Source organism: Dictyobacter kobayashii, from assembly GCF_003967555.1.
Classification (GTDB): domain Bacteria; phylum Chloroflexota; class Ktedonobacteria; order Ktedonobacterales; family Ktedonobacteraceae; genus Dictyobacter; species Dictyobacter kobayashii.
Genome location: NZ_BIFS01000001.1, coordinates 5550598 through 5567082 on the forward strand (window position 1 = coordinate 5550598; position 16485 = coordinate 5567082).

Consider the following 16485-nt stretch of genomic DNA (forward strand, 5'->3'; position numbering starts at 1 on the left):
AAAGTTTGCATTTAAGCGTAATATAACATTTTAAGTATCATCATCAAGAAGGGAAAAGTCTATGCGCCTTGCTCTCATTTCTGATATCCATGGGAACAATGTGGCTCTAGAGGCTGTTTTGACAGCCATCTCAACCCAGAATATCACCCGGGTGATTTGTCTTGGTGATGTTGCCTCGACAGGACCTCAACCCTGTGAGGTGATCAAACGACTGCGAGAGATTGGTTGTCCTATCGTGATGGGGAACATGGATGCCTGGCTCTTACAGCCTGAGCCGAAGGAGCAGCCCGATCTGCGCCGCCAACGATGGCAGGAGATGGATCTGTGGTGTGCAGCTCAACTCTCATCCACTGATCGCGCGTATTTGCGCTCGTTTCAGCAAAGCCTCACGTATCCTCTGGCCGACGAAAAAGTGCTCTTTTGCTATCATGGATCTCCTCGTTCGTACAAAGAGCGTATCCTGCCCACGACACCAGAGGAAGAACTGGAGCAGGCATTTGCAGGAACCCGGGGAGATCTCATGGTTGGCGGCCATACGCACGTCCAGATGTTTCGCCGTTTCAGAGATATTCTGGTCCTCAATCCGGGGAGTGTCGGGTTAGCAATGGATCGCGTTTCACCTATAAGTGACATTCGTCAGCCAGCCTTCGCGGAATATGCCATTATCGAGTGCAACAGGACATCCTTGCAAGTGGAGTTGCATCGTGTCGCCTTTGACCTCCAGGAGTTCCTTCGCGTGATGAATAGCTCTGGGATGCCTCATGCCGCCTGGTGGGCAGGCTACTGGGGCGAAGCATAATAGCTTTGGTTTACGGCTGCCTACATAGCGCTGATGGCTACATCTTGATCCATCAACTGCTGTAGCTTTTCCATCGTATCCGTTCCGGGTAGTGGTGTATAGATCATGATCTTGAGTTCGGGCATAGCGGGCACCTGTAAGGTTGTATGCTCAAACATCAGGCATCCCACCAGAGGATGCTGTATGTCTTTTCTTCCATCGGCTCTGCCGCGTACATCATGGCGGGCCACCATGCGCGAAACTCAGGGCTTACATGCTGCAAATCAGCTATCAAGCGTTTAAACCATTCTTCATCGGCATAACGCGCACTATCAGCACGGAATTCCGCGAGCACTTTCTGCGCGACCTGCTCCCACGGTGGGCTGTATAGATGATGACTCATCGGATCAGCAAACATACGCCAGACCGCATTATAGTCATATGGGGGCACCGGCCTTGACAGCAAAAAGACATGCTTGGCAGTGGTGTTCCAGGCGAGAAAATTCCAATGACGACCAACGACGAAGGCCGGGACAGGATCGAGCGCGTCAAGCACACGGCGTAACGCCGGGCTTACCTGTTCAGTCGATGTGGGTGTATCGATGGGGGGTGCTGTTCAGCAAGCAAGAAAAGATGTTGCCGTTCGTCGGGCGTGAGTTGTAGCGCATCAGCAATGTTCTGTAGCACCTCGCTTGAAGGGTGAATATCGCGTCCCTGCTCCAACAGGGTATACCAGGAGACGCCCACATTCGCTAGCTGCGCCACCTCTTCGCGCCGCAATCCTGGGGTGCGCCGCCTCCCACCACCTATCAACCCAACCTGTTCAAGCGAGAGGCGCATACGTCGAGTGCGTAGAAAATCTCCAAGCTCGTGTCTGCGTTGTTCGTCGCTCATAGTCCTCTTTGCTCCTTATCCTGCCAGTCTCAATCATACGATAAAGAGACTCTGGTTATATGATTGCTGCGATGTCATACTCCTAAGTGTATCACAGATCGTGATTGTTGTAGTCTCAATGAAAGAAAGAGAAAGTTATCTATGATATCGCATTCAGCGAACGAACAGAGTAATCTGCCAGCCACACTTGCAGGAACATTCACCATGGCCGAGGATCTGACGGTCACGCGCATGGGGTATGGCGCGATGCAGCTGGCTGGCCCCCATGTATTTGGTCCACCGGCCGACCGCGCTGCCGCCGTGGCCGTACTGCGCGAGGCGATAGCGTTGGGTATCACGCACATCGACACCAGCGACTTCTACGGCCCACACGTCACCAACCAGATTATCAAGGAAGCCCTGCACCCCTACCCGGACGATCTGCACATCGTCACCAAGATTGGATCGTTGCGAGACGCCGAGGGTAATTGGCCCCCGCGCTCGCTCCCGAGCAGCTGCGCCAGGCTGTGTACGACAATCTTGAGCACCTCGGCCTCGACGCGCTCGATGTCGTGAATCTGCGTGTCGGTGGGTTTGATAGCCCCACTCCTGGCTCGATCGCCGAACCGTTCACGGTGCTCGCGCAGCTGCAGCAGGAGGGATTGATCAAGCATCTCGGGATCAGCACCGTGACCGCCGAGCAGGTCGCCGAGGCACAGTCTATCGCGCCGATCGTGTGTGTGCAGAACTTCTACAACCTCGCCCACCGCGTCGACGACGACCTGATCGACTCGCTTGCGGCACAGAACATAGCCTACGTGCCCTACTTCCCGCTCGGTGGTTTCTCCCCACTGCAGTCCGATAAGCTGGAAGTAGTCGCCACGCGTCTCGGCGCCACACCGATGGCCGTCGCGCTGGCATGGCTGTTACAGCGCTCCCCGAACATCCTGCTTATCCCAGGCACCTCATCCGTTGCGCACCTGCGCGAGAACATCGCCGGTGCCGCGCTGACCCTTTCCGAGGAAGATCTGTCTGAGCTGAACAGTATTGCCGCGTAAGCATCCTGCGCTAACCGTGATCTGCGCTGCAGCCGCTAAACCCGTGATCAGGTTTAGCGCCTGGCGAGCGTTCCTCTTAGCGCTGGGGGCTGGCATAGAACTCCCAGGCAATGCCATCGGGATCGTAGAAGCTGATATAGCGAGCATGCGTCATCTCATCTTCTTCGATCCCATGGTTGGGCACGCCGGCCTGCGTCAGGTATTCAAGTAACGTCGCTAGCTCCTGCTGATCTGGAACCGCCAGCGCAAGATGATCCAAGCCAACACGGTAGGGAGAAAAACGGTCCCCTTGCTCTGTGTTGGGGTCATCTCCTACCAGTGCGATGACCAGGCCATGTACATTGAGAAGGACACGGCCTGGGACTTCCAGCAGGGGCGTAAAATGTAGGGTATCCACATAAAAAGCCCGGGCGCGAGCCAGATTGCTTACACGAAGAGCTAAATGCCCTAGAGCATAGGATGCAGTATTCATATGGTTGCCTTTCTCTGCTAATGCAGTATCTTGCCTGGACCAGAGCCTATATATAGGCTTGCTCTAACAAATTCAAAGCATGTCATATTGGCTTTAACTGTTAGTAAGTGATCACAAACAAAGGTGGATAAAAAAGAAAAATCGCTCAGACGACATATAGTGCTATCCCCTGAATTGCAGGATAGCATGTAAGTACTTACAAACTTTCAAGGCTAAAAAAGTAGCTTATCCTCCTTCTTGTAGCGATGTAGCCGGCCCCTGAGCCAGACTGGCTAGATCGGTGATACCCATGGCCAGGGTAATCATTGAGAGCATATTGTAGGCAAAGAAGGTCTGTACATCTGCCCGGTCTTCAACCTTGTGTGCTACATAGCTGTACATGTCAGTAAAACGTTCGCGTACGACGCGCTGGATGTCTTCATCGTGGCAGGCCGCGTAAGCCTGTAGTAACAGCAACAGTTTATCCTGTGACACAGGAGCATGTCTTATGGCCACCTGAATAGCCTCTAATGGTTGATCAGGGTGGTTCTCCAACACGGAGCGATAGACAGACATCACCTGGCCGTGGACCCTCTCAACTACCGCCAGGAACAGCTCTTTCTTTGTTCCAAACAGGCGAAAGATATAGGTCTCGGAAATGCCAGCATGTTCTGCAATTGTCAGTGTGGAGGCACCATGCAGGCCATAAGCTGCGAACACAGGTAGCGCGGCCTCCAGTATGTGCTCACGGCGTTGTTCAGCAGAAAGTCGTGGGCCGGGAAGCGAACGTTTTCTCGTCATTCTATTAGTATGTACTTACAAATACGAATTGTCAATCCGTGCTGCCTGCGTTTTCAGGGTTGGGGAGCCTGAATGGCGATGAATCATCTTCCACTGTTGTCCTTCGTAGCGGTAGATGTTGGTTGCCATGGCCTTCATTCGATGAAGCTGATCCTTGTCCCTGATCTGGATATGTTCCGCCATAAAGGCGCAGGCCATGTCCTGGCTTCTCTGTAGCATGATCAATTCAGCCTGCACCGAAATGCTCCCTGGTTCAGTACTATTGAGCTGTGCTGCGCGCTGCCAGTAAACGACAAGGCTGGTGTGCCCTTTGTGCGCGTTGCCCTGTGGATCGCAATAGGTCACATCATCCTGCTCGGACCAGAGCGCAAGCATCGGGACAGCATTGCCGTGCATTACCTGCTGCACCGCCTGATAGAACGATTGCGAAATAGCCTCAGCGTCCTCATATGTGCCGGTCATTGAATACTCCTATCTGCCAGCTTAATGATATCTATCGTGTTATATGATTATAAAAAAACAAAAAGTGATAGACAGGTAATAATTATACCACCTTATTTGACTCCTCAAATTTGGGCAGGTGGAATAGATAAATCTGGTGTGACCATCCATCAAGAAACCCCTGGGGCTTGCTCCCCAATACGTTTATTCAGCATCAAAAAACAAGATCTGTACGTGTGGGGCTTGCCCCAATGCCGTTGAGATACGAAGAATTTGAGCTCAGAAACATGGGATTGGAGCCTGCCCCCTTTTACCCTCCCGTACGAAAAAGCGACAAGAAAGGAGATGTGTATAGGTTCGGGCCTGTAGGTGCGAGGCTTGCCCTCGCTTGCCGCCCCGGTAGGGCGGCCCGGTCTCCTCGCCGCTCGGTCCCTCGTCATCGGCACCTCGACCCACGCGGTGCCCAAACACGAACCATGCGTTTGGGCACCGCGTGAAGGAAGGGCAAATACCACGGGGTGCTTGAGTGCTGGGAGACCGGGCCGCCCTACCGGGCGGCAAGCGAGGGCAAGCCTCGCACCTACAGGCCCGAACCTATACACATCGCTTTTCTTGTTGCCTGGTTGCTCAAAGAAAGGGAGGGAGCTTGTTGTCCGATAGCAATCCCCATGTTTGAGCTTTTCTTATCTCAATGGTATTGGGGCTTGCCACCGCTTTTGATTCATATGTTCTAAAAATTAGAATAAACACGAATTGTATAGATTCGGGACTTATCCCGAATCTATACAATTCGTGTTTTGTTGTTTTTTTCGTGTTTTATTGTTAAAAAGAGGATAAAATACAAAAAACGTATATATAGTATTTATTAATGTGATAGATCCATTGTTCTCGTTCGCCCAATTTTTCCTGCTTTCCTGACCACGATATGTTGCATGGTGTCTATATATATGCTTTACAGGGTTATATTTGACTTCAAAATACGGTATGCTTTTCTTATACTCATGGTAGAGTCGTACCTCATAGATCGACATCTGCACTGGACTCGCCATCGTTGTAGGATCGAACAATGTAGGAGCATAAAAATAGATCTCTACGAGGTGTACCGATCATGTTGTCAAAAACCTTACCGATGGTCTCTGCAGCCTTTCAGCAGTTGAGTCGCGCGCGCGTTGGCCTCATCAAACTTTATCGCCGTGCCGACCTCGCTCCTGTTGTGTTGCTTATCGCCGGCATCTCATTCCTGGCCCATGTCCTGGTCGGCGACAATTACGGGTATTTCCGTGATGAACTCTATGTTCTGGCCATGAGCCAGCGTCCTGCCTTTGGCTATGTGGATGTTCCACCGCTGCTTCCCTGGATCACGCTGCTTCCCCGCTTGCTCACCGGCAATGCCTTATGGGCTATCCATGTGATCTCCGCGCTGTTCTGTGCGGGGACGATCATTCTGACAGGACTGATGGCCCGGCTCTTCGGCGGCGCGAGATGGGTCCAGGGGCTGGCTGCCCTGGGATCGGCGACGGCCATCGTCCTGCTGGCCGATGGTTCACTCTACACCTATGATGTCCTGGATGGCTTCTGGTGGACGCTGGCCGCCACCATCCTCATCGTCCTGCTGCGCGCTGAACAACCCCGACGCTGGCTCATGTTTGGCCTGGTGGCCGGGCTGGGATTATTGACGAAGGAGACCATCCTCTTCTGGGGTTCGCGTTGATTGTCGGCTTGCTGCTAACCCCACAACGTCGCCTGCTGTTCACCCGTTGGACGGTGTTTGGGGGCCTGATCGCCTGCGCTCTCCTCTTGCCATTCTTAACCTGGAATGCCTTCAATGGCTGGGCGTCAATGCAGTTTTGGACGAACTATCCTCAAAATCATAGTAGCGGTGCGTCGCCCCTCGATTTCCTGACCACCCAGATCCTCGGCATGAATCCTCTCTCGGTGTTCTTGTGGGGGCAGGGCTGTGGTACTTCTTCTCCGCACGCGGTGCACGCTATCGGGTCTTCGGGTGGGCGTTTCTCATCCTCTTCGTGCTCTTCATTGTGATTCAGGCGAAATCCTATTTTCTGGCGCCAGCCTACCCGCCGTTGTATGCTGGTGGGGCGGTGCTGTTCGGTCAATGGCGGCTGCGCTGGCGCCGATGGATCGCGGCCTATCCCGTCGTGCTGGTCGTGAGTGCTCTACTGCTAGCCCCTGTGGCGATGCCGATATTACCACTTGCCATATATGGACCGATTTATGGTAAAAATAGCCAGGAAGCAGGCAATATTTACGGCTTGTCGCAGCCCCTGGTGGATCGCTTTGGCTGGGAGGAACAGGTCGCGTTGATTGCTCGGGTATATCACAGCCTGCCTATGAATGAGCAGCGGGTTGCCTGCATCTTTACTGAAAATTATGGCGAGGCTAGTGCGCTCTTGAAATTCGGTGGGCGTTATCATCTGCCCCACCGATCAGCGGACACAACTCCTTCTATATCTGGGGGCCGGCGGGATGTACTGGCCAGGTTGTCATCACGATTAATATTCCTCCCCAGGACGTGGCACGGGGGTTCCGCTCGGTGACGCTGGCCGCCAGGACTTCCTGCGACGAGTGTATAAGCTACGAGTATCATGCTCCTATCCTGATCTTGCGGCAGCCGAAGGTACCTTTCATCTGGTCGCTTACTAAGTATTTTGATTAGTGAGAAGTATCAGGCCTTGTTGTAGGGCGACGGCGACGGCGGCGGTGCGCGAGTCTACCTGGAGTTTAGCGAAAATGGTGGTCAGGTGGGCCAGCACGGTGCGTTCGCTGATGCCGAGCTGGTGCGCGATCTCTTTGTTGCGCTCCCCACGCGCCACGGCGCTCAGGATGGTCAGTTCACGTTCGGTCAGGTCGTTGGCATATTTCTTACGGCTGGCTTGTGGCATGGGAGGTTGCCGGGGCATTGAAGTTTCTGGTTGCGCTGCCATCAGGGCGCGTTGGAGCAGTTCTGGTGACAGCAATACCTGTCCCTGGGCCGCGCTACGAATGGCCGCTAGCAGGACCTCCAGCTCACAATCTTTGAGCAGGTAGCCATGGGCTCCGGCGGATAGTCCACGCAGTACCAGTTCATCATCGTTGTAGGTGGTCAGCAGGATGACGGCCACTCCGGGATGCTGGGTACGGATATGTTCTAGCGCCTCCAGCCCATCCATACCCGGCATGCGGATGTCCATCAAGACCACATCTGGTCGTAGCTCCGCCACCTGGCGCAAGGCCGAAGCCCCGTCGTCCGCCTCTCCCACCAGCCCAAAATCCTCGCTCACCTCCTCCAGAGTCATGCGTATCCCCTTGCGCATCAAGGGATGATCATCCACGATCAAGACTTGAATTGGCTGTTTCATGCTTCTACCTCTTCAGCATTGGTCGGAAAGGTCATCGCGAGCAACGTCCCCTGTCCCGGCACGCTCTGTATCTCAAATTGACCCATGACCTGGCGTGCCCGTTCGCGCAAGCCGACCAGCCCATAATGTCCGCTACCGATGGCGGCCAGATCGGGCAGGCCGATCCCATCATCGCGGATCTCCAATTCTAGCTCCTGCGCGTGGCGAACGAGCGTGATCCAGACGTGGTTGGCCTGGGCGTGGCGCGCGATATTGTTGAGTCCCTCCGTGATTGTTCTGAGCACATGTTCACAGCAGGCAGGTGGTGTTTCCGGCAGCGCATCCAATTCCGCGACGCAGATAATACCAGTCGCGTCCGTAAAACGTTCAATTTCTTGCTGGACCATTTCGCGGAGCGTCTCGGGCGTTGGGACATTGGTGCGCAGATCGCTAATGGCTGCGCGGGCCTGGGCCAGTGCCAGGCGTGCGCTGGCGGCTGTCTCACTGACAATTTCGCTGGCTCGCTCGCTACGTTGATGGGCCAGGTGCGACTTCGCCACATCGAGCTGGCGAATCAGACTGAGCAGGTTCTGCGCCAGCGTATCATGCCACTCGCGGGCCAGGCGCTGCCGCTCATTCTGGCGCGTCAGAATGGTGATCTGTCGCGTTGAAACCTCCAGGCGTGTATTGGCCTCTTCCAGGGCTGCGTGGCTCTTCTGCAGCTTTTCATAGAGTTGTCCCTGCTGGATGTAGAGTACCAGGTAGCCAACGACAAACATAAATAGCGGGGCCGTGCTGTCCACGCGCATATTATCCAGAAAGGCGTCCCAGCTTCCCTGGGCGAACGTGCTTACCAGGGCTTTGGCGATGAAGAGCAGACTGGCGACGATCAAGGTGGCCCGCGCCTGAGGCAGCATGCCTGTTGCTCCCAGGATCAAGGCCAGGTAGATCAGTAAGATAAAGTTTTCGTTGCCGATGACCGCCCCCAGTAGCAGGATCAAGACGGCCTGGACGACCAGGTAGGGCCAGGCTAAGCGTGGCGCGATCTTCTCCTTCCGGGCTAACCAGAAACAACCACCGTGTAGCGCAACCAGGCCGGTCAGGGCCACGATCGACAGGGAGTGGGTAGAGAGCAGTTCAACAAAGTCCAGCGAGGTACAAAGACTCTTTGTGGCCTGGGTACTATTGATGCACTGCTGGGAGCTGCCGCTCCACAAAGAAAAGATGGCCCATATATAGAGTGGAATAAGCCAGAGCAGCAACGGCATAGCAGGTTGTGCATCCTTGATACGTTTCATCTTCTATCGGTCCTCTTTGTAGTCGCTGTTTATAGATATGAGCAATGCTAGCTATCAATATTTCTGACTCAAGTATAGCTGCTGCTGGTTGTCTAAAGGAAGAGAGGAAACTACATGTAGGATGCTACATGATTTTTCTGCTGCATGCTACGATGCGCGCCCATCATGGTTCCGCTTATATTTTGAACATGCAAGGGCAAACCATCAATGTAAAGTAAGTACACACTTGAAAGGAAGCAGCACATGGCAAACAAATTTATGTCGCAGCAAGGAAGCAATCCCTGGGCCTTTAATCGCCTGGCCCTGGTCCTAACCATCGTCCTGATCGTCGTCATCGCCTTATTCTGCATCTGGTACTTTGGCAAGCATCCAGGCAGTAGTCAGCCCGGCCCTGGCGAGATCAATCCCGGTCCGAAGCATACCCGGCTTGTTGTCCCTCAGCAATCAGCCTTAGCGACCCCGGATCGCAGCGGCGATTTCATCATTAGTCTGAACTAGTCCGGGCGGCATGGCCGCGATAGAAGCGGCCATGCCGCCACGCACTTTAGGACGGGGTGCTCGACATGAATTCCAGGCATTGCCAATCCATTACCGCGTTGAAAAGGCATTGCAATTTGGGCCACCAGTAGGTCCTGGATGAGCCGTTGCTGGCGTCCCAGATAGGTACTTCGAGCCAGTCGATCAGGCCGATGCGGTAGTCGTCGAGCAGTTCTTCCCAGCTGTAGTTGTTGACGCCGCTGGCTGTGAGCGTGTCGTGGTAGCGGCGCAATGCGCGCAGCTCACGCTGGCCTTCGTGGCGCTGCGCGGGAGTCCAAAAGGTTGCCAGCATATTGGCGAGGTCCAGTGCCCCGATGTGCACCTGTGGGCTCTGCCAGTCGAGCAGGTAGCTTGTGCCAGGCAGCTGGCGTGGGCACAGGAAGTTGGAGAAGTAAGCGTCGCCATGGGTTAGCGTTTGTTTGCTGCCCGTTGCGAAGCGCGGAGCCAGCCGCTGTTCCCAGTAGTGTGGCATACGCTCTAGCCACTGCTCAATGCCAGTACGCAGCTCGGCAGGCAGGGTTGAGCCGGGCTCACTTGCCATTAGCTGCTCCCACTCCTGAATGCGTCGTTGGGTGTAGCGTTGAGCGGGCGCCTCCTCGGCCTGCCACATACCGGCCTGTGCCACCTCTGTTTTGAGCAAGGGATGCTCCCACCAGAAAGCATGCAGGCGTGCAAGCGTATCGATGGTCGCCTCGATATACTCGGGTCGCGGCACACTCCCGCTGGTATCTATCGTCTCGGCGCGCGTCACCGGTTGACGATGCGTCTCAGAGAGATCCTGCAGGAGCAGGTACGAGTTGCCGCTTTGCGCATCATAGCTAGCCGCGTAGCAGGGTGGGATTATCTTTGGATGCTCGGGAAGTGTAGCGACCGTCTGGTAGAAGCGCACCTCTTTCGCCTGGGCTCGGATGCACCACGCTTCCCGCGTGTTGCGCTTCAAGACCAGTCGCGTTGGCGCCTGCTCCGGTGCGTCAGCGGAATAGTGTAGCGTGAGATGGCTGGTCTGCGAATTAAAGGCATCTGTCGTTTGTAGTTCGACGGCCACCACCTCGCCGTGGGGCAAGGTACCAGATTGGCGTAGCGCCTGCGTCAACCAGGCAGGCGTAATATTACCGCTTTCTGCGGCGGCAAACAGCTCGGCCATGGGTTCCTCCTTTAAATAGTCCCGGTGTGTGGAATAGTAATGGTAGATGCGGGCACATGAGAGGCAGGTACGGAGCTGTCGTGGGACAGGTGGAAGACATGGCGTGAACAGATCGTGAAAAACAAGGAGCAGGGGAGCGCCATGCGTAGCGTACTCTGCATGTTCATGTACCCGGCCACACCAACAAACTACTGCACCCTGCATCGGGTGCAAAGCTTCTTTTTATGGATAATAGAGCGTGAATCAATGGTACATGATTAGCAGAGAATCATTTGCGATATACTCCCTATAAGTTTAATCATCCTCATTATAGTGCTTTATATGATTGTTTGTCAAATTAGTTGGCAATTTACGCAATTGTTAAATATTACCTGCTTTCTACAGGGCTTTTTCATGTTCGTCCAGCGATCGCAGGGAGATCACAAGCAAGCGATCAAGTGTGGAGTGTGTTTGGTGGGCGGCCGCAGCCGCCCACCAAACACACTCCACACTCCACACTCCTAACCCGGCGCCGCAGGCGCCAAAGAGGACCATTTAAAAGCCCTGCGCTTTCTAGTATTGCTCTTGTACAATAGAGGAAAATATGCGTTCTAATAAATATAAATGAGTTTTTCTTTTTTTATGTTGAAAGAACAATAGTTATGGTACGTCGTTGCTTTGCATTATTATTGTTACTCCTATTATGTATCGTTTGTGTCTGGCCCGCGCCCGTCATGGCGGCCGGAGGACAGCAGAAAGAGTATCGGGCCAGCGCGTTTGATGAAGATATTCAGATTCAGCCGGACGGCGCGCTGCTGGTGACAGAGACGGTGACTTTTCGCTTTAGCGGCGGCCCTTTCACCAGTGTTTTCCGCGCTTTGACCCCCAATAAAGGGGACAACATCACCTTTGAAGACGCTGCGATGAAGAGTGATAATGGGCAGTACGACGACCTCTTTCTGCTGGCCCTCCTGAGTTTCATTCTGACTGGCATCCTCATGGGTAGCATTACGCAATATTACTGGTGTCTGCTCTTTCCCGACTTCGGCCTGCTGGTCCTGGCCGCTGTTGTGGTGGGCTATCGGGGGGCTTTAGCGCGGTGAAAGATGAGTGGTGGCCAAAGGCCTGGAGCTGGCGCCAGTTTTCGCGCTATCTACAGCAGGCTTGCATGACCCCGTTTTTCTTGAAGCGCGAAGGTCCTGAGATGGTTGCATCCTACTTGCCCTATGCCGCTGGTTTTGGCCTGGCAGATGGCTGGATACGCCAGTTTTATCTTCCCACCGAGTTTAACCTGCCAATCTGGTTTCCAATCAGCAGCAGTGAACCGAGCAAGCAGCATTTCGCCTTTGAACAGGCTATGTACGCAGCCAACATCTTGATCCCCAGAAACCAGGGCGCACGTGGCACTGTTTATATGGGCGCGGGCGGTGGCTTTTCAGGTGGTGGTGGTTTCTCAGGTGGCGGTGGCGGAGGAGCCAGCGGCGCCTCCTGATACTCGTCAAATACTGCGTGTGTTGTGCAGGCGGACCTTATTGTCCCAAGCGTACTCAGATTTTTGACTTTTTGCAAGGTTTTCCAGCACGAAGGCTGATCAGCCTTTTGTAACTCGCGTACGGCTCCAGCTTGCAAATCCCTATGTAATATATTATAATATATTGCATAGGGATTTGTAGACGTATGCAGAGAAATATGACCCGAAATAATTACCAGTAAGGAGGCATTTATGCTCATGCCAAACAAAACATTTTACATCGCGGATACGGACCTTCCACTACTCGACCAGGCTCAGCAGGTCACGGGCGCAAACATTTCCGTCACCATTGTAAAGGCGCTCCAGAAACTGGTGCAGGAGCAGCACACAAAGGAAGGCGGCTTCGAAGACATTGTGGTCAGGGTGGGCAGCCATGCACCTTTCCAGAAGAAGCAATTCAAAGGAAAGCTGCTCGCGGCCCACAAAGTACGTCGTGATCCAGCTGGCACCGCAGTCCACTCCGTGGTTGTCTATCAGACCCCAAAGGGGTACTTCGCCGTACGCACAAAAGACACGATTGATTGGACGCGCCTATCCAACCGTTCAGAGCAAGATTGGGAAAACTGGGGCTGGTCCCAATATGAGCAAGAACGCGAATTAGCGCTCGACATCTATCCCACGCTCGAAGAGCTCCAGCCCAACATCCCGGTCGAACTCTATGATGCCGTCCTGAATGTGCTCAACGGCGACGACATCGAAATTTTAGACGTATAGCATTAACCTTTTTTGTTTAACACAGGGTAACCCTGCTCGCGTCGCTTATAAGTCAAAACAAACCTGGACGTGAGGACGGATTACCCTGAGCATTCCCCATACCCTTTGCTCCTTTGGCAAAGAGTAGCAAGATAACAAAAAAGCTAAAATGAGCAACAATCAAAGGAAATAAACTCTGATAGGTTAGCGCGAGATAGCCCTGGATCAATCCCATCACAAATGCTGAAGACATCGGCAGGAGCGCGGGCTCCCAGGATGGCATCGTGATGGCCTGGATGCCAGTAAATGCAAGCACCGTAATCCAGAGTGCGATCGTGACCCAAAGCCATGAGCCAAAAAGGGGAGTGCCAGGCCACGAAATGCCAGTTCTTCCCCTGTTGTAGTCAGAGCGGCTAGCAGAAAGCCACCTCTAGGCCAGAGTTGATGTGCCGTATTGTAGCCTCTAATCCAACCAGTACTTCCAAGGGTCTCTAGTTCGGAATAGGCTCGTGCTGGTTGTCCCTCAGCTGTAAGATCATGCCCTTAAACAGGATAATCCCTTGCGCAAGAGTACTCCCTAGTGCGGCGTAGCCCATACCGATCAAGATTCCTTGTGGGACGCCAGCCAGGCTGACGTGTATAGGAATGACCAGTTGTGGTAGAAACAGGGCAACTACTGTATAGAGCAATAGCCCTGGCATCCCATAGAAACCTGCGCGCAGCATCATAATAGCCGAGCCTCGAGGCACATATCTGGTCAAACCTGTCAAAGGCAATACACGTCTGGCGATGATTTCAGTACACCAATAACTCCAGATATACAATGTCGCGAGCAGCAATAATCCACATACCACAAACCAAAGATTTTCAAGTAAGCTTGTAATCTCCATAGGAGCGTCTCCACACATGTTCTTGAAACGCAGCTTTACGGATAAGGGTGAGGCTCAACCTTATGGAACCCTCCATATGCTTGAAAGCGCGGGTGGCTAGCCTGAGGATAGCGAGGCGCACATAGAGCAAGTAGGTCTGGGCTGAATAAGCGCACAACGCGATATCCCAGTGCTTTACTATCATTCGTGGTGATATCTAAAGCATAGATGCGATATTTTTGTAATACCTTTGCAAACAAAATGCTATTGGCTTCATCAAATGGTGTGTCGCGTGGAATCTCTGCCACTTGTTGTCGTATAGCCGAACCACTGATCTGCCGACGTGGATCAAACCTGGCTGGAAACAGACGTGTAGCTTGCTCTGGTAAAGCATAAAACCCTACATTAGAATCAAAGTCCGTATCTGTGCTACTTTCAAAAGAGCGATAGGCGGACTGTAAATCTTTGGTCTGCCGCTGTGGGGTCTCATTTGTATCGCGTGTTCCATAGAGACGATCAAGGCCATTTACCATCGCAATAAAGTTCACCGGGATCGCTTCGATAAAAGCCCCATACAGTGCTGTATCCAGGTCCAGAGAGACTCCCAGTCCAAAGGCAACCGCAGGATAGCCTGTGGGACGACGGATTGCGCAGATAACAATATAGACAGGAATTCCATCGGGCTGTGGTAACCAATAGAATTCAATATCGCTATCCTCTCTTTTCCACCATGAAGAGTATTGTGTTAAAAAGTGCGCAAAGCGCGGTGTGCTTTGTGGCGAAACATCAATCTTTTGTGCTGTAGTCGTGCTATACCAATGTCCCATGGCAGCATCTATTTGTAACAGTTCAAGTAGCGCTCCACGCAAAGCTCTGCCATAGTTTACGTGGGTAGCGGTTCCCGTTGAAACAACCAGCGTTGCACGTGCCTCATCTTGACAAGGAAAACCATTGAGTACAGCCTGGGCTGGTAATAAAGTGGTTGAATCTTTTTGAAGATCGAGCATGGGGACCCATGTAATTGGCGTTTGCTCTGCTACCACACTGAAAGGAAAATGGGCCTGTGCCCGCTGTTGTGGTGAGAATAACGCGAGTTGAGCGAGTGGTATATGCGCCACATCCTGCCGCTCTAATTCTTGTTGGCTGGTTCTACGCAGCAACGGTGCGCAATACGCATGAAATGTCATAAGTGCCGCGCGTTCAGCCGATTCACCGAGAGCCTTACGCATCGATTCTTCAAGAGAGAATCCGTATCCACCCAGGTGGTATTCGGGAGCTGATAGTAGGCCTGCCCGGCGATGCACATCTGCTAATTCAGGTAAGATAGTGCATGCAGCAGGGCTGGAAGCATCATAACTCAACGCCATCAAGCGCCTGATAGGGCCCAGCATTGGGCTTACCATACGGTCGACCTGCAACTTCACGCGCGGATCAACCCCCTGGCTAGAACGCCTGGCAATTTCTTGTAGTGGCATAGCACTTCCTCCCTGCTACATTTTTATTTGAGTGTTTAAGTAGCTGCGTAAATCGCTGTAGAGAGTTGGTCCAAGCGTAATTGGTTCACTACATACCGGGCAACCGGGCATACGTAAAAGCTCATGGAAGCGAACCTCAAGGGTAGGACCATAAATCCCTAAAATTTTATTAAGTGTAAAGGCATTGCCCAGGGTAACCAGATTGATGGCATCCCAGGCAGCAAAAGAGACCATATTTGCCTGGAATGGATCAATTGCCTCGTCCTTATCCTCACCACCATAGACACGCTGCTCAGCCAGAGCCCGTCGATATTCAGTATAGAGGGTGTGGTCACGTAATGCCTCTATGACGCGCATCTCTGCACACTGGAAGCAGGCGGTTACCTGTGGAATAATAGTGGGGCCGATAATAGAAAAAGGACCATCTATCGCGCCTGGTAAAAAGGTAAAGCCGATATGATGCGCCAGACGATTAATGTTGCCAAGCAAAATTGGGTCCAGTTCATTCCATAGCGCAACTATCAAAGCTCCTCGCCAGTGTTGGAATGTTTCAAGATGATCACTTAACTCCAGGCCATTGCTCTCCAGGTTTAAGTCTTTTACGCGCAAACGCTTAATAGTGTCTTCAGACGCTTCCTGGAGCTTATCGCCCAGTAATCCATGTGTTATATGGCGAAACTGTTTCACAAGGGTTGCAGATCCGAGCACTATGACCTGGGCTGGCAGATCATCTCCAGGCTCTGGCCGGTAACCAAGAGTAGGAGTTGCCAGGTATGCCAGCTGGTTCCATACGTTGCGTTTTTCAACTGGAACAAGAATATTGTTTTCGACCAGTGTTTCTACAACGCTGCCAATCTGGTCACTACGTACGCCAAGTTTTTGCGTTAATGTCGCGATTGAGTGATTATCCAGCAGGCCCAAAATCACTTCACCAAGAATACCTTTTTCTTCATCATCTGATAATGTCACTGAACTACAATTCCAGACGCCGGTTCGTAGCTCAACTGTATTGGGATCATGGATAATTACGCGTGCACCGGGGATAAATGCCAGTCGGGTATCTTCTAAATTTGGCATAATATAGCTCCTAGCATACTATTGAAAAGCAATCGTAAACGCCGCTTGGACGCGGCTAGCTGCGCTGCCACTGGCTCAGCCATTCAACGTGAGCAGTGGCGAGCAAGCGGGTGCGCCTGTCAGGCAGCTGCGCTCATACGATTGA

19 protein-coding genes and 2 pseudogenes are annotated in these 16485 nt (G+C 52.9%); 9 read left to right on the forward strand and 12 right to left on the reverse strand.

Annotated features, from left to right (window positions below):
* The first annotated feature begins 61 nt into the window (after positions 1-61).
* Complete coding sequence (locus EL645_RS24605) at positions 62-799, forward strand: metallophosphoesterase family protein (protein WP_126553127.1); 738 nt, start codon at positions 62-64, stop codon at positions 797-799.
* A 20-nt stretch (positions 800-819) separates the two neighbouring features.
* Here EL645_RS24605 and EL645_RS43030 read toward each other — a convergent pair.
* Together EL645_RS43030 and EL645_RS43035 are read right to left on the reverse strand one after the other, a co-directional pair.
* Positions 820-1334: pseudogene (locus tag EL645_RS43030) on the reverse strand (MmyB family transcriptional regulator).
* A 17-nt stretch (positions 1335-1351) separates the two neighbouring features.
* Entirely contained in the window at positions 1352-1672 is a 321-nt protein-coding gene (locus EL645_RS43035; RefSeq protein WP_246035463.1) for a helix-turn-helix domain-containing protein, read from the reverse strand.
* A 204-nt stretch (positions 1673-1876) separates the two neighbouring features.
* Between EL645_RS43035 and EL645_RS24615 the strand changes: the two are divergent.
* Positions 1877-2709: pseudogene (locus EL645_RS24615) on the forward strand (aldo/keto reductase family oxidoreductase).
* A gap of 76 nt (positions 2710-2785) precedes the next feature.
* Here the strand turns inward: EL645_RS24615 and EL645_RS24620 are convergent.
* From EL645_RS24620 to EL645_RS24630, 3 genes are all read right to left on the reverse strand, one after another.
* Positions 2786-3181 carry a VOC family protein gene (locus EL645_RS24620; protein ID WP_126553129.1) on the reverse strand — a complete coding sequence of 132 codons (396 nt, stop codon included), beginning with the start codon at positions 3179-3181 and terminating at the stop codon, positions 2786-2788.
* Between the two features lie 225 nt (positions 3182-3406).
* The gene (locus EL645_RS24625) at positions 3407-3961 is read right to left on the reverse strand and encodes a TetR/AcrR family transcriptional regulator (protein WP_126553131.1); all 555 of its coding nucleotides are present in this window, start codon (positions 3959-3961) and stop codon (positions 3407-3409) included.
* Between the two features lie 15 nt (positions 3962-3976).
* Positions 3977-4423: a YybH family protein gene (locus tag EL645_RS24630; RefSeq protein ID WP_126553133.1), complete on the reverse strand. Its 447-nt coding sequence runs from the start codon at positions 4421-4423 to the stop codon at positions 3977-3979.
* 1087 nt (positions 4424-5510) lie between these two features.
* Between EL645_RS24630 and EL645_RS24635 the strand changes: the two genes are divergently transcribed.
* Genes EL645_RS24635 through EL645_RS24645 form a run of 3 tightly spaced genes read left to right on the forward strand, consistent with a single transcriptional unit; the run spans position 5511 to position 6957 of the window.
* A complete protein-coding gene (locus tag EL645_RS24635) occupies positions 5511-6113 on the forward strand; it encodes an ArnT family glycosyltransferase (RefSeq protein WP_126553135.1) in 603 nt (200 codons plus the stop codon).
* Positions 6110-6442 (forward strand): hypothetical protein, encoded by a 333-nt coding sequence (locus tag EL645_RS24640; protein WP_126553137.1) that lies wholly within the window; start codon positions 6110-6112, stop codon positions 6440-6442. The genes EL645_RS24635 and EL645_RS24640 overlap by 4 nt, the downstream gene beginning before the upstream one ends.
* A complete protein-coding gene (locus EL645_RS24645; protein WP_126553139.1) occupies positions 6439-6957 on the forward strand; it encodes a hypothetical protein in 519 nt (172 codons plus the stop codon). Before EL645_RS24640 ends, EL645_RS24645 begins: the two co-directional genes overlap by 4 nt.
* Positions 6958-7059: 102 nt before the next feature.
* Here the strand turns inward: EL645_RS24645 and EL645_RS24650 are convergent, their stop codons facing one another.
* Positions 7060-7758 carry a response regulator gene (locus EL645_RS24650; RefSeq protein WP_126553141.1) on the reverse strand — a complete coding sequence of 233 codons (699 nt, stop codon included), beginning with the start codon at positions 7756-7758 and terminating at the stop codon, positions 7060-7062.
* Positions 7755-9035 carry a sensor histidine kinase gene (locus EL645_RS24655; RefSeq protein WP_126553143.1) on the reverse strand — a complete coding sequence of 427 codons (1281 nt, stop codon included), beginning with the start codon at positions 9033-9035 and terminating at the stop codon, positions 7755-7757. The genes EL645_RS24650 and EL645_RS24655 overlap by 4 nt, the downstream gene beginning before the upstream one ends.
* 243 nt (positions 9036-9278) lie before the next feature.
* On the opposite strand from EL645_RS24655, the gene EL645_RS24660 reads away from it, so the two are divergent.
* Entirely contained in the window at positions 9279-9533 is a 255-nt protein-coding gene (locus EL645_RS24660) for a hypothetical protein (RefSeq protein WP_126553145.1), read from the forward strand.
* A 46-nt stretch (positions 9534-9579) separates the two neighbouring features.
* On the opposite strand, the gene EL645_RS24665 is transcribed toward EL645_RS24660, so the two are convergent.
* Positions 9580-10716 carry an oxidoreductase family protein gene (locus EL645_RS24665; RefSeq protein WP_161977660.1) on the reverse strand — a complete coding sequence of 379 codons (1137 nt, stop codon included), beginning with the start codon at positions 10714-10716 and terminating at the stop codon, positions 9580-9582.
* A 641-nt stretch (positions 10717-11357) separates the two neighbouring features.
* Here EL645_RS24665 and EL645_RS24670 point away from each other — a divergent pair.
* The 3 genes from EL645_RS24670 to EL645_RS24680 all read left to right on the forward strand — a co-directional run bounded on the left by EL645_RS24670 (position 11358) and on the right by EL645_RS24680 (position 12940).
* A complete protein-coding gene (locus tag EL645_RS24670; RefSeq protein WP_126553149.1) occupies positions 11358-11798 on the forward strand; it encodes a DUF2207 domain-containing protein in 441 nt (146 codons plus the stop codon).
* Positions 11795-12187, forward strand: coding sequence for a hypothetical protein (locus EL645_RS24675; RefSeq protein ID WP_126553151.1), 393 nt, complete (start codon positions 11795-11797; stop codon positions 12185-12187). Before EL645_RS24670 ends, EL645_RS24675 begins: the two co-directional genes overlap by 4 nt.
* 237 nt (positions 12188-12424) lie before the next feature.
* Positions 12425-12940, forward strand: coding sequence for an EXLDI protein (locus EL645_RS24680; RefSeq protein ID WP_161977661.1), 516 nt, complete (start codon positions 12425-12427; stop codon positions 12938-12940).
* A gap of 52 nt (positions 12941-12992) precedes the next feature.
* Here the strand turns inward: EL645_RS24680 and EL645_RS24685 are convergent, their stop codons facing one another.
* From EL645_RS24685 to EL645_RS24700, 4 genes are all read right to left on the reverse strand, one after another.
* The gene (locus tag EL645_RS24685) at positions 12993-13301 is read right to left on the reverse strand and encodes a CPBP family glutamic-type intramembrane protease (RefSeq protein WP_126553154.1); all 309 of its coding nucleotides are present in this window, start codon (positions 13299-13301) and stop codon (positions 12993-12995) included.
* A 109-nt stretch (positions 13302-13410) separates the two neighbouring features.
* Positions 13411-13809 (reverse strand): hypothetical protein, encoded by a 399-nt coding sequence (locus tag EL645_RS24690; protein ID WP_126553156.1) that lies wholly within the window; start codon positions 13807-13809, stop codon positions 13411-13413.
* A gap of 35 nt (positions 13810-13844) precedes the next feature.
* Positions 13845-15263, reverse strand: a complete 1419-nt coding sequence (locus EL645_RS24695; RefSeq protein WP_126553158.1) for a YcaO-like family protein — start codon at positions 15261-15263, stop codon at positions 13845-13847.
* Between the two features lie 15 nt (positions 15264-15278).
* Positions 15279-16340: a TOMM precursor leader peptide-binding protein gene (locus tag EL645_RS24700; protein ID WP_126553160.1), complete on the reverse strand. Its 1062-nt coding sequence runs from the start codon at positions 16338-16340 to the stop codon at positions 15279-15281.
* Positions 16341-16485: the final 145 nt, after the last annotated feature.

What these genes read in the sequence shown, in the direction of transcription:
- EL645_RS24635 (WP_126553135.1), top strand. Translation starts at nt 5,511, where the DNA reads ATGTTGTCAAAAACCTTACCGATGGTCTCTGCAGCCTTTCAGCAGTTG.
- EL645_RS24660 (WP_126553145.1), top strand. Translation starts at nt 9,279, where the DNA reads ATGGCAAACAAATTTATGTCGCAGCAAGGAAGCAATCCCTGGGCCTTT.
- EL645_RS24620 (WP_126553129.1), bottom strand. Translation starts at nt 3,181, where the DNA reads ATGAATACTGCATCCTATGCTCTAGGGCATTTAGCTCTTCGTGTAAGC.
- EL645_RS24700 (WP_126553160.1), bottom strand. Translation starts at nt 16,340, where the DNA reads ATGCCAAATTTAGAAGATACCCGACTGGCATTTATCCCCGGTGCACGC.
- EL645_RS24655 (WP_126553143.1), bottom strand. Translation starts at nt 9,035, where the DNA reads ATGAAACGTATCAAGGATGCACAACCTGCTATGCCGTTGCTGCTCTGG.
- EL645_RS24605 (WP_126553127.1), top strand. Translation starts at nt 62, where the DNA reads ATGCGCCTTGCTCTCATTTCTGATATCCATGGGAACAATGTGGCTCTA.
- EL645_RS24680 (WP_161977661.1), top strand. Translation starts at nt 12,425, where the DNA reads ATGCCAAACAAAACATTTTACATCGCGGATACGGACCTTCCACTACTC.
- EL645_RS24665 (WP_161977660.1), bottom strand. Translation starts at nt 10,716, where the DNA reads ATGGCCGAGCTGTTTGCCGCCGCAGAAAGCGGTAATATTACGCCTGCC.
- EL645_RS24690 (WP_126553156.1), bottom strand. Translation starts at nt 13,809, where the DNA reads ATGGAGATTACAAGCTTACTTGAAAATCTTTGGTTTGTGGTATGTGGA.
- EL645_RS24630 (WP_126553133.1), bottom strand. Translation starts at nt 4,423, where the DNA reads ATGACCGGCACATATGAGGACGCTGAGGCTATTTCGCAATCGTTCTAT.
- EL645_RS24625 (WP_126553131.1), bottom strand. Translation starts at nt 3,961, where the DNA reads ATGACGAGAAAACGTTCGCTTCCCGGCCCACGACTTTCTGCTGAACAA.
- EL645_RS24670 (WP_126553149.1), top strand. Translation starts at nt 11,358, where the DNA reads ATGGTACGTCGTTGCTTTGCATTATTATTGTTACTCCTATTATGTATC.
- EL645_RS24695 (WP_126553158.1), bottom strand. Translation starts at nt 15,263, where the DNA reads ATGCCACTACAAGAAATTGCCAGGCGTTCTAGCCAGGGGGTTGATCCG.
- EL645_RS43035 (WP_246035463.1), bottom strand. Translation starts at nt 1,672, where the DNA reads ATGAGCGACGAACAACGCAGACACGAGCTTGGAGATTTTCTACGCACT.
- EL645_RS24650 (WP_126553141.1), bottom strand. Translation starts at nt 7,758, where the DNA reads ATGAAACAGCCAATTCAAGTCTTGATCGTGGATGATCATCCCTTGATG.